Origin of the sequence: Streptomyces sp. 2A115 (genome assembly GCF_052245575.1) — a bacterium.
In the GTDB taxonomy this organism is placed as follows: Bacteria; Actinomycetota; Actinomycetes; order Streptomycetales; family Streptomycetaceae; genus Streptomyces.
This window is the reverse complement of sequence record NZ_JBQQCG010000056.1, coordinates 69,670-79,186: the sequence shown is the minus strand read 5'-3', so window position 1 is coordinate 79,186 and position 9,517 is coordinate 69,670. Positions and strand designations below refer to the sequence as shown.

Below are 9,517 nucleotides of genomic sequence, written 5' to 3'. Positions count from 1 at the left end.
ACCGTCCGCCGCTGGGTGAAGGAAGTCGTGAAGCTGCTGGCCGCCCGGTCTCCGCGCCTGGACCGGGCGTTGAAGAAGATCGCCCGCAGTGGCGGGGTTGTGGTCCTCCTCGACGGCACCCTGATCCGCACCCACCGCCGCACCGGGAAGGACGACCGGAAGAACTACTCAGGCAAGCACAAGGCCCATGGCCTGCTGTTTCTCGCGCTGACCGACGAGAAGGGCAACCTGATCTGGATCTCCGCGGCCAAGCCCGGCCGGTCCAGCGAGATCACCACCGCCCGCCACAACAAGATCACCGGACACCTGCGGGAAGCCGGCCTCGGCGCTCTGGCCGACCTAGGCTTCGTCAGCCTCGACGACAAACCCGACGACGACCCGGTGATCATCACCGGACGCAAGGCCACCCGCAACCACCCGCTGACCGCTGCCGAGAAGGAGACGAACCGCCTGGTCAGCCGCGAACGCGCCGCAGGCGAACACGGCTTCGCGAACCTCAAGTCCTGGCGGACCCTGACCAAGCTCCGCACCGACACCCGGCAGGCCACCACGCTCCTGCGAGCCCTGCTCGTCCTGGCGAACAGCGAAGTACAGCGGTGACGAGACTGGCGGACGATCTCGCCCCGACGATCATGCCGCCTACCAGCGTGAGGACCTCACCAGCGCATCACACCAGCCCCACTGAACTGCGGAAACGAGCTTGGCGCAGCCTCACTGATCACACCTCTTACCGATGGGTGGGTTACGCACTCCCAAGTGCCTACTTCCCGACAGGAAGTTTCTCTCCAATGCTGATGCAGGGAGGCAGCAGGCGCCACCCCCCAAGTGCACGACGAAAGGCAACAAGATGAGCACACGCTCCCTCTCTCTTCCTGGCGGCACCTGGACTCTGGGTGACCTGACCGTCACCCGGTTCGGCTACGGCGCCATGCAACTGGCCGGCCCGTGGGTCATGGGGCCGCCCGCCGATCGCGAGGGCGCCCTGGCTGTTCTGCGTGCAGCGGTCGACGTCGGTATCACCCACATCGACACCAGTGACGCCTACGGGCCGCGGGTCACCAACGAGTTGATCCGCGAGGCGCTGCGCCCCTATCCCGAGTCGCTGCACATCGTGACCAAGGTGGGCGCGACCCGCGACGAACAGGGTGGCTGGCCCACGGCCCGGCGACCCGAAGATCTGCGCCGCCAGGTCCACGACAACCTCACGTCCCTCCGGCTCGACGTACTCGACCTGGTCAACCTCCGACTCGGCAACGCCGAAGGTCCCCGGCCCGGTTCGCTCGCTGAGGCGTTCGAGACTCTCGTGGAACTCCAGCAGCAGGGCCTGATCCGCCACCTCGGGGTCAGCAACGCCACCGAGGAGCAGGTCACCGAGGCACAGAGCATCGCGCCGATCGTGTGCGTGCAGAACATGTACAACCTCGCCCACCGCCACGACGACAAGCTCATCGACCGGCTCGCCACCGAAGGCATCGCGTACGTGCCCTTCTTCCCCCTTGGGGGCTTTACCCCGCTTCAGTCCTCGGCGCTCTCGGCGGTCGCCGCCCGGCTGGAGGCGACACAGATGTCCGTCGCACTGGCCGGGCTGCTGCAGCGGTCACCGAACATCCTGCTCATCCCCGGCACGTCATCGACAGCGCACCTGCGCGAGAACATCGCCGGCGCGGGACTCATGCTCTCTCATGAGGACTTGACCGAGCTGGACGACATCGGCCGCTGAATGCCCCAGAGCTGAACGGCCCACAAGCCACGACCGAAGTCACCGTTCGAAATGGCGTTGTGGAGACGCCGGATCAAGAAGGACTCCGGCCTCATTCATCACAGCGCCCGGGGGTCGCAATATGCATCAATTCGGTATGCCGAGAGGCCGTCCGGCATCGGGGCCTCGGCTCGGTCCGACAGCCATGACAACGCGATGGCCGAGGCACTGAACGGCACCTTCAAGGCCGAGCTGATCGAGATGCAGGGCCCGTGGAGGGACGTCGACCAGGTCGAGCGGGCGATCTTCCAGTGGGTCACGTAGTACAACGAGGAACGGCTCCACTCGGCCCTCGACTATGTACCGCCCGCCGAGTACGAACGCGACTGGTGGCGACAACAGGAAGCCGCCCCGCAGTACTGAAACAAGATCACCGGACTCTACGAAACTCGGGGCAGCTCACCCTGCCGCTCCGGTAGGTCTCGAGCCAGTGGTCCGGGTGTTGGGGACGGTACCCGTCCAACAGGCAGATACGCAGGCCCGGGCGAGCCGGCTGAAGCCCAGCCAGGGACAACTTGTCCGCGGTTAAAGTCGGCCTTCATCTAGTTTTCGGTTCGCGCCAGGATGGGTGTGTCGAACAGGGGAGGTCGGACTATGGACCGGGCGTTGCTGGCAGATTTTCTTCGCGCGCGTCGTGAGGTGTTGCAGCCGGAGGATGTCGGTCTTCCTCGTGGGCAGCGGCGCCGCACCGGTGGGTTGCGGCGCGAGGAGGTGGCGGCGCTGGCCGGTATGTCGGCCGACTACTACAGCCGGATCGAGCAGCAGCGTGGTCCGGCGCCGTCGGAACGGATGCTTGTCGCGCTGGCCCGGGCGTTGCGGCTCAGCCTGAGCGAGCGTGACCATCTCTTCACCCTCGGCGGGATCGCGGCGCCCCGGCGGATCGTACGTGATGACCATGTGGGTCCCACGATGATGCGGATCGTCGCCGGCCTCTCGGACGTGCCCGCCATCGTGCTGTCACGGTTCGGTGAGGCGTTGCTGCAGACGCGTCCGGCGGTTGCGCTGCTCGGCGACTTCACCCGGTATTCGGGTCTGTCCCGCTACCTGGTCTACCGCTGGTTCACCCATGACCCGCAGGTCCGCGGCCTGTACCCCGTCGAGGATCATTCGCTGCGGGGCAGGGTTTTCGCCGCGGAGATCCGGGACGCCTACACGGCGGACCCCACGGGGAAGGCCGGTGAGATCGTCGCGGCCCTGCTCGAGGTCAGTCCCGAGTTCGCGCAGATCTGGCGGCTGCACGAGGTGGGGGTGACCCATCACCACGACCTCAAGCGCTACCTGCACCCCGAGCTGGGGGAACTGGAGCTCTACTCCGAGATGCTGGTGGATCCCGAGCAGTGCCAGCAGCTGCTGGTCTTCACCGCCACGCCCGGCTCCCCGAGCCATCGCAAGCTCCAGCTCCTGGCCGCTGTCGCCCCTTAGCGGTTTTCGGCTCTCGCACACCTCTGAGCATCGTTTCGAAGTCGAAGCGTGCTCCAACCACGACTGATTCAAATCTGAATCAGTTCGTTCCCGCATTGTGAAAGTTGAGGCATGCCATGAAGGCAGTGCGTTTCCACAAGTACGGCACCCCGGACGTCCTGCGCTACGAGGAGGTGGAACAGCCGGTCCCCGGCATCGGAGAGGTCCGGATCCGGGTGGCTGCGACATCGTTCAACCCGGTCGACGGCAACATCCGTGCCGGCTTCATGCAGGGCCCCATCCCGGTGGCTCTGCCTCACACCCCCGGCATCGACGTCGCCGGCACGGTCGACGCGCTGGGCGAGGACGCGGACGGCGTCGAGGTCGGTGACCGGGTTGTCGGATTCCTGCCGATGACCGACGCCGGCGCGGCCGCGGAATACGTCATCGCACCGACTGGGATCCTGACGCCGGCGCCCACGAGCATTCCGCTGGCCGATGCCGGCGGGCTGCCGTTGGTCGGCCTCACCGCCTGGCAGGCCCTCTTCGACCACGCCGGGCTGACCGCCGGCCAGCGCGTGCTGATCAACGGCGCGGGCGGCTCGGTCGGCGGCTACGCCGTACAGCTGGCCAAGCACGCCGGCACCCACGTGATCGCCACGGCCGGGCCGCGCAGCAGCGAGCGGGTCAAGACGGCCGGCGCCGATGAGGTTCTCGGCCACGGCCTTCCCGAACTCGCTGAGCCGGTCGACGTCGTGCTCAACCTCGCGCCGGTCGATCCGGCGCAGCTGGCCGCGCTGGCCCGTGTGGTCCGCGACGGTGGTGTCGTGGTGAACACGACGGTGTGGATGCCCGCTCCGTCCGACGAGGAACGCGGCGTGCGCGGCATCGACCTCTTCGTCAACAGCGACGCCGCCCAGCTGGCGCAGCTGGTGGCACTGGTCGACTCCGGCGAGCTGCGCGTCGACATCGCCCGGCGGGTGCCACTGGCCGACCTGCCGGCCCTGCATGCCGAAGCCGCCGCGGGCCCGATCTCCGGAAAGGCCATCGTCCTTCCCCCCGCCTCGCTCGCCTAGGAGACGTTGCCCTTTACAGCGCGCTGCCGCCCGTTTGCTCCCTGCGCGCGACGCAGGCCTGGGACGCTCAGACAGGCCCGGCGGCTCTGGGCATCGAGGCGATGACCAGCTGTTCCCTCGACGGACAGTTCCGCATCACCAGGCCGTGGGCGACGCCGGCCCGCCGGGCGATCTCCCGGATGATGGCGCGGCTGTCACCGCGTTCGGCGAACGCGGAGCCGACGGCCTCCAAGATGGCCGCCTCACTGGCCTCAGGATCCCGTCGTCTCCTGATCCGGTTCTCCGCACTCGCCGACCCGGCGCATAGCCGGTCATCAACAACGTTGAATCTACTCATGCTGCGACGGTCATCAGTGCCGTCGCCAGCCATCGGAGCACCTCATGAACCACCTCGAACCACTGACCCCCGAGAACACCACAATCGTCCTGGTGGACCACGCCGTCGGGTTCGCCAACGTGCTGCGGTCGCACGACACGGCGGAGCACATCAACAACGTGGCCGGACTGGCAAAAACAGCCCTGTGGTACGAAAGCGGCCTGGTCGTGACCAACGGCCGGCCCGACAAGCCGTCCGGGCCGCTCTACCCACAACTGCAGGAGACGATCGGGGACCACCCCGTGATCGAGCGGGGCGGCAACTTCAACGGCTTTCTGGACGCGAACTTCGCACGAGCCGTACGCGAGACCGGGCGCCGCAAGCTCGCCATCGCGGGCGTGTCCACCGAGGGATGCGTCCTGCAGACCGTGCTGGGCGCGCTGCGCGAGGACTACGAGGTCTACCTGGTCGTGGACGCCACAGCGAGCCTGACACCCGAAACCCACGCCGCCGCGGTCGAGCGCATGGTGCAGGCCGGCGCCTCCCCGGTCACCTGGTTCTCCCTGGCGGGGGAGTTCACCGTGGACCACCGCTCCGCGACCGCACCCCACTTCCAACGGCTGATGCGCGAGCACGTGCCGACTATGGCCATGGGCGTCCAGTCCTACCTGTCCGCCCTCCAGCAGGCTGGGCCGAGTTCGGCATGAGGCATGCCCCCCGGGGGCGGACGTTGGCCGGCCGGCTGTCCCTGTTCACCGCTGTCGGCCCGTCCACGGACAACTTGTCCCCTGATGAAGTGGGCCTTCATCCGCTTTCCCGTCCGCGCCAGGATGGGTGTGTCGAACAGGGGAGGTCGGACTATGGACCGGGCGTTGCTGGCAGATTTTCTTCGCGCGCGTCGTGAGGTGTTGCAGCCGGAGGATGTCGGTCTTCCTCGTGGGCAGCGGCGCCGCACCGGTGGGTTGCGGCGCGAGGAGGTGGCGGCGCTGGCCGGTATGTCGGCCGACTACTACAGCCGGATCGAGCAGCAGCGTGGTCCGGCGCCGTCGGAACGGATGCTTGTCGCGCTGGCCCGGGCGTTGCGGCTCAGCCTGAGCGAGCGTGACCATCTCTTCACCCTCGGCGGGATCCCGGCGCCCCGGCGGATCGTACGTGATGACCATGTGGGTCCCACGATGATGCGGATCGTCGTCGGCCTCTCGAACGTGCCGGCGATGTTGATGTCGCGATTCGGTGAGGCGTTGCTGCAGACGCGTCCGGCGGTTGCGCTGCTCGGCGACTTCACCCGGTATTCGGGTCTGTCCCGCTACCTGGTCTACCGCTGGTTCACCCATGACCCGCAGGTCCGCGGCCTGTACCCCGTCGAGGATCATTCGCTGCGGGGCAGGGTTTTCGCCGCGGAGATCCGGGACGCCTACACGGCGGACCCCACGGGGAAGGCCGGTGAGATCGTCGCGGCCCTGCTCGAGGTCAGTCCCGAGTTCGCGCAGATCTGGCGGCTGCACGAGGTGGGGGTGACCCATCACCACGACCTCAAGCGCTACCTGCACCCCGAGCTGGGGGAACTGGAGCTCTACTCCGAGATGCTGGTGGATCCCGAGCAGTGCCAGCAGCTGCTGGTCTTCACCGCCGTGCCCGGCTCCCCGAGCCAGGGCAAGCTCCAGATGCTGTTCGCTGTCGGTCCCTAGCGGCAGTCGCCGCCCTCTCACCCTGTAATGCCGCTTCGAAACCGGAGTGTCCTTCAGCCTCCCAACGCTTCAAAACTGAAGCACATTGCGTGGAGCGAACGTTGAGGTCGCGTCTCCCGGCCGACGGTCGAGCCGGCGCGGACTCCAGACGGCCAGGTCTCCTGAACCGTCCAACGGCGAACCCTTGCCCGCCAAACCCGGAACTTCTGGCCCGCTGATTCCACGAACGACCAGATCAGACCCAACCAGCCAAGAAGGCAGGACAGCCATGTCACTCAGTTTCGACCCCGAGTTCGCCCAGGTGTTCGCCGCCATGGCCGAGGCCATGGCGGGCGCCACCCCTCCGCCGGTCGGCGACGTCGCCGCGCGCCGCGCCATGTGGGAACCGATCATCGGTGCCGCCTCGGCGGCCCAACCGGTCCCGGCCGACGTCACGACCACCGAGTACTACGCGACCGCCGACGACGGCGCGAAGATCACCATGCGCTGGTACGCCAAGACGGACGCCCCTACCGGTCCGGCCGCGCTCTTCTTCCACGGCGGCGGCTACATCTTCGGCCACATCGACCTGTTCGACGGCCCAGTTGCCCGCTACGTCTCCGCCAGCGGGGTGCCGATGCTGTCGGTCGAATACCGCCGAGCCCCCGAACACTCCTTCCCCACACCGGTCGAGGACGCGTACACCGCCCTGCGCTGGCTGCACGAGCACGCCGGCGAGCTGGATGTCGACCCCGCGCGGATCGGTGTGATGGGCGACAGCGCCGGAGGCGGACTGGCCGCGGCGCTGTCGATCCTCGCCCGGGAACGCGGCGGCCCGGCGATCGCCCGGCAGATCCTGCTCATGCCGATGCTCGACGACCGCACCACCACGCCCGACCCGCACATCGAGCCCTACCTGCTGTGGTCCTACGACGACAGCCGCACCGCGTGGCCGGCCCTGCTCGGCGACGCCGCGGGCGGACCCGACGTACCCGCCACGGCCGCCCCGGCCCGCCTCGACGACGCGACCGGTCTGCCTCCCGCCTACATCGAGGTCGGCCAGCTCGACGCCTTCCGCGACGAGGACCTCGCCTACGCCCTCAAACTCAGCCGGGCCGGCGTACCCGTGGAGTTCCACCTCCACCCTGGCGTCCCGCACGAATTCGACTCCATCGCCTTCACCACCGATGTCGCCCGCCGTGCCATCGCCGACCGCGTACGCGTCCTCGCCTCCCTCTAGCCCCTCCCCACCCTTCGGCTCTGATCCCCCTACAGCAGAAAGGGCTCACCCATGACTGTCTGGACCCCCGTCACCGTTGGTGCCATGAAACTGCCGCACCGGCTCGTCATGGCGCCCATGAGCCGTGACCGCTCCCTGGCGGACGGCCTTCCCAGCGAGCTCAATGTCGAGTACTACCGGCAGCGGGCCTCCATGGCCCTGATCATCACCGAGGGCACCCAGCCGTCCGAAGACGGTCAGGGCTACCTGCTGACGCCGGGAATCCACACCGACGCGCACATCGCCGGCTGGCGCAAGGTCACCGACGCCGTCCACGCCGAGGGCGGGCGCATCGTGGTCCAGCTGATGCATGCCGGCCGTATCTCCCACCCGGACAACACCCCGCACCACCGCACGCCCGTCGCCCCCTCGGCCGTACAGCCCAAGGGCGTCTTGTTCACCGCCACCGGCCTCCAGGAGATGCCCGTCCCCCGGGCCCTCACCGCCGACGAGATCGCCGGTGTGGTCGACGAGTTCCGCCGCGCGGCGGCGGCGGCTGTCGCCGCCGGGTTCGACGGCGTGGAGATCCACGGCGGCAACGGCTACCTCGTCCACCAGTTCCTCTCCTCCAACGCCAACGAGCGCGCCGACCGGTACGGCGGCTCCGTCGCCCACCGCATCCGCTTCGCCACCGAGGTGACGTCCGCGGTGGCCTCCGAGATCGGCGCCGGCCGCACCGGCCTGCGCATCTCTCCCGGCAACCCCTACAACGACATCACCGAGCACGACATGCACGACGTCTACCCGGCGCTGCTCGACGCCATCGACCCGCTCGGCCTCGCCTACCTGCACATCATTCAGGGCCCCGACGAGGAATTCCTGCAGCACATACGCCGGCAGTGGTCCACGGCGCTGATCGTCAACCGCGGCGGCACCCCGCTCGACACCCGCTTCGCCGACCTCGACTCCGGTCTGGCCGACGTCGTCTCGGTCGGCGCCACGGCACTGGCCAACCCCGACCTGCCCCACCGCGTCCGCACGGGCGCCCCGCTCAACGAGCCCGACCCGGCCACCTTCTACGGCGGCGACCACCGCGGCTACACCGACTACCCCACCCTCCCCACCACGGAGAGCTGAACCATGACCACACTCCTCATCGGCCCAGCCGACAAGACCGTCACCATCACCGTCCAGCAGCGGACCTGCACGGCACCCCAGGACGCCTTCCGCATCCTGGTGCCCATCGACCTCCCCACCGTCTTCCGCCCGGTGGCCCCGTTCCCCGGCATCAGCAGCGTGAAGAACCAGACCGAGGCCTGGGACCACGCGGGCCCGCGAAGAAACCCGCAGTTCGACGACGGCTCCCAGGCCGACGAAGAACTCACCGAGTACGTACCGGGCTCCAGCTTCGCCTACCAGCTGACCGGCTTCACCAACGTCCTCTCCCGCCTCGCGGCCGGCATCCGGGGCGAGTTCAACGTCAACCCCGACGGTGACGGCACGCTCATCCGCTGGACCTACGAGTTCAAGCCGCTGCCCGGCCGCCGCTGGATCCTCGCCGGTCCCTTCACCCCGCTCTGGCGCCGCTACATGGTGGCCGCCCTCGACCGGTGCGTCCACGTCATCGAAACAAAGGACAACAAGCGTGCAGGTGCAGCTCCGGGCCGGGTGACGGCCCGAAGCAGCGGCACCAGAGTTCCGACCCGGTCGTTCCGGCCGAGCTGAACTCGTAGGAACCCGTCCTCGAGGCCGACCTCCCACGGGCTCCTGCCCCGGCGATCAGCTCGGACACGACCCCGAGGTCCACTGCACGACACCGGTGGCAGGGCCGGAAAGAGCGCCACAGCACTGGCGGACACCCATCGCCTCCGAGCACTGCCAGCATCCCGAGGTGGGCGTGCTGGAGCTGCACAGACAGTGACTGGCAGCCCCTGATCAGGCCCGGAGGCTGCTGAACAGCCCCGGGCGCGGGCAGGCGGCCCGAAGTTCCGCGGCTCCAGCCCGCGAACGAGCCCATCCAACAGATATTTGGCTAGCCACATGATTGGCGGCACGTTTTAGGTGCCTAGCCACCTAATT

General features: G+C 68.3%; 10 protein-coding genes. 9 read left to right on the top strand and 1 reads right to left on the bottom strand.

Annotated features, from left to right (window positions below; translation table 11 throughout):
* The 4 genes from ACTWQR_RS36735 to ACTWQR_RS36720 all read left to right on the top strand — a co-directional run.
* The coding region (locus tag ACTWQR_RS36735) for a transposase family protein (RefSeq protein ID WP_443231564.1) at window positions 1-600 on the top strand (600 nt) is incomplete at its 5' end.
* 247 nt (window positions 601-847) lie between these two features.
* The gene (locus ACTWQR_RS36730; RefSeq protein WP_443231563.1) at window positions 848-1,720 is read left to right on the top strand and encodes an aldo/keto reductase family oxidoreductase; all 873 of its coding nucleotides are present in this window, start codon (window positions 848-850) and stop codon (window positions 1,718-1,720) included.
* 633 nt (window positions 1,721-2,353) lie between these two features.
* Window positions 2,354-3,181 carry a helix-turn-helix transcriptional regulator gene (locus ACTWQR_RS36725; RefSeq protein WP_443231562.1) on the top strand — a complete coding sequence of 276 codons (828 nt, stop codon included), beginning with the start codon at window positions 2,354-2,356 and terminating at the stop codon, window positions 3,179-3,181.
* A gap of 116 nt (window positions 3,182-3,297) precedes the next feature.
* Window positions 3,298-4,236, top strand: coding sequence for an NADP-dependent oxidoreductase (locus ACTWQR_RS36720; RefSeq protein WP_443231561.1), 939 nt, complete (start codon window positions 3,298-3,300; stop codon window positions 4,234-4,236).
* Between the two features lie 67 nt (window positions 4,237-4,303).
* On the opposite strand, the gene ACTWQR_RS36715 is transcribed toward ACTWQR_RS36720, so the two are convergent.
* Complete coding sequence (locus tag ACTWQR_RS36715) at window positions 4,304-4,573, bottom strand: TetR/AcrR family transcriptional regulator (protein ID WP_443231560.1); 270 nt, start codon at window positions 4,571-4,573, stop codon at window positions 4,304-4,306.
* A gap of 44 nt (window positions 4,574-4,617) precedes the next feature.
* Between ACTWQR_RS36715 and ACTWQR_RS36710 the strand changes: the two genes are divergently transcribed.
* The 5 genes from ACTWQR_RS36710 (at window position 4,618) to ACTWQR_RS36690 (ending at window position 9,163) form a co-directional block, all read left to right on the top strand.
* On the top strand, window positions 4,618-5,259 hold the full coding sequence (locus tag ACTWQR_RS36710) for an isochorismatase family protein (RefSeq protein WP_443231559.1): 642 nt from the start codon (window positions 4,618-4,620) through the stop codon (window positions 5,257-5,259).
* 153 nt (window positions 5,260-5,412) lie between these two features.
* Window positions 5,413-6,240, top strand: coding sequence for a helix-turn-helix transcriptional regulator (locus ACTWQR_RS36705; RefSeq protein ID WP_443231558.1), 828 nt, complete (start codon window positions 5,413-5,415; stop codon window positions 6,238-6,240).
* Between the two features lie 268 nt (window positions 6,241-6,508).
* Entirely contained in the window at window positions 6,509-7,459 is a 951-nt protein-coding gene (locus tag ACTWQR_RS36700; protein WP_443231557.1) for an alpha/beta hydrolase, read from the top strand.
* A 51-nt stretch (window positions 7,460-7,510) separates the two neighbouring features.
* Window positions 7,511-8,575: an alkene reductase gene (locus tag ACTWQR_RS36695; protein ID WP_443231556.1), complete on the top strand. Its 1,065-nt coding sequence runs from the start codon at window positions 7,511-7,513 to the stop codon at window positions 8,573-8,575.
* Window positions 8,576-8,578: 3 nt separating this feature from the next.
* Window positions 8,579-9,163, top strand: coding sequence for an SRPBCC family protein (locus ACTWQR_RS36690; protein ID WP_443231555.1), 585 nt, complete (start codon window positions 8,579-8,581; stop codon window positions 9,161-9,163).
* Window positions 9,164-9,517 lie beyond the last annotated feature (354 nt).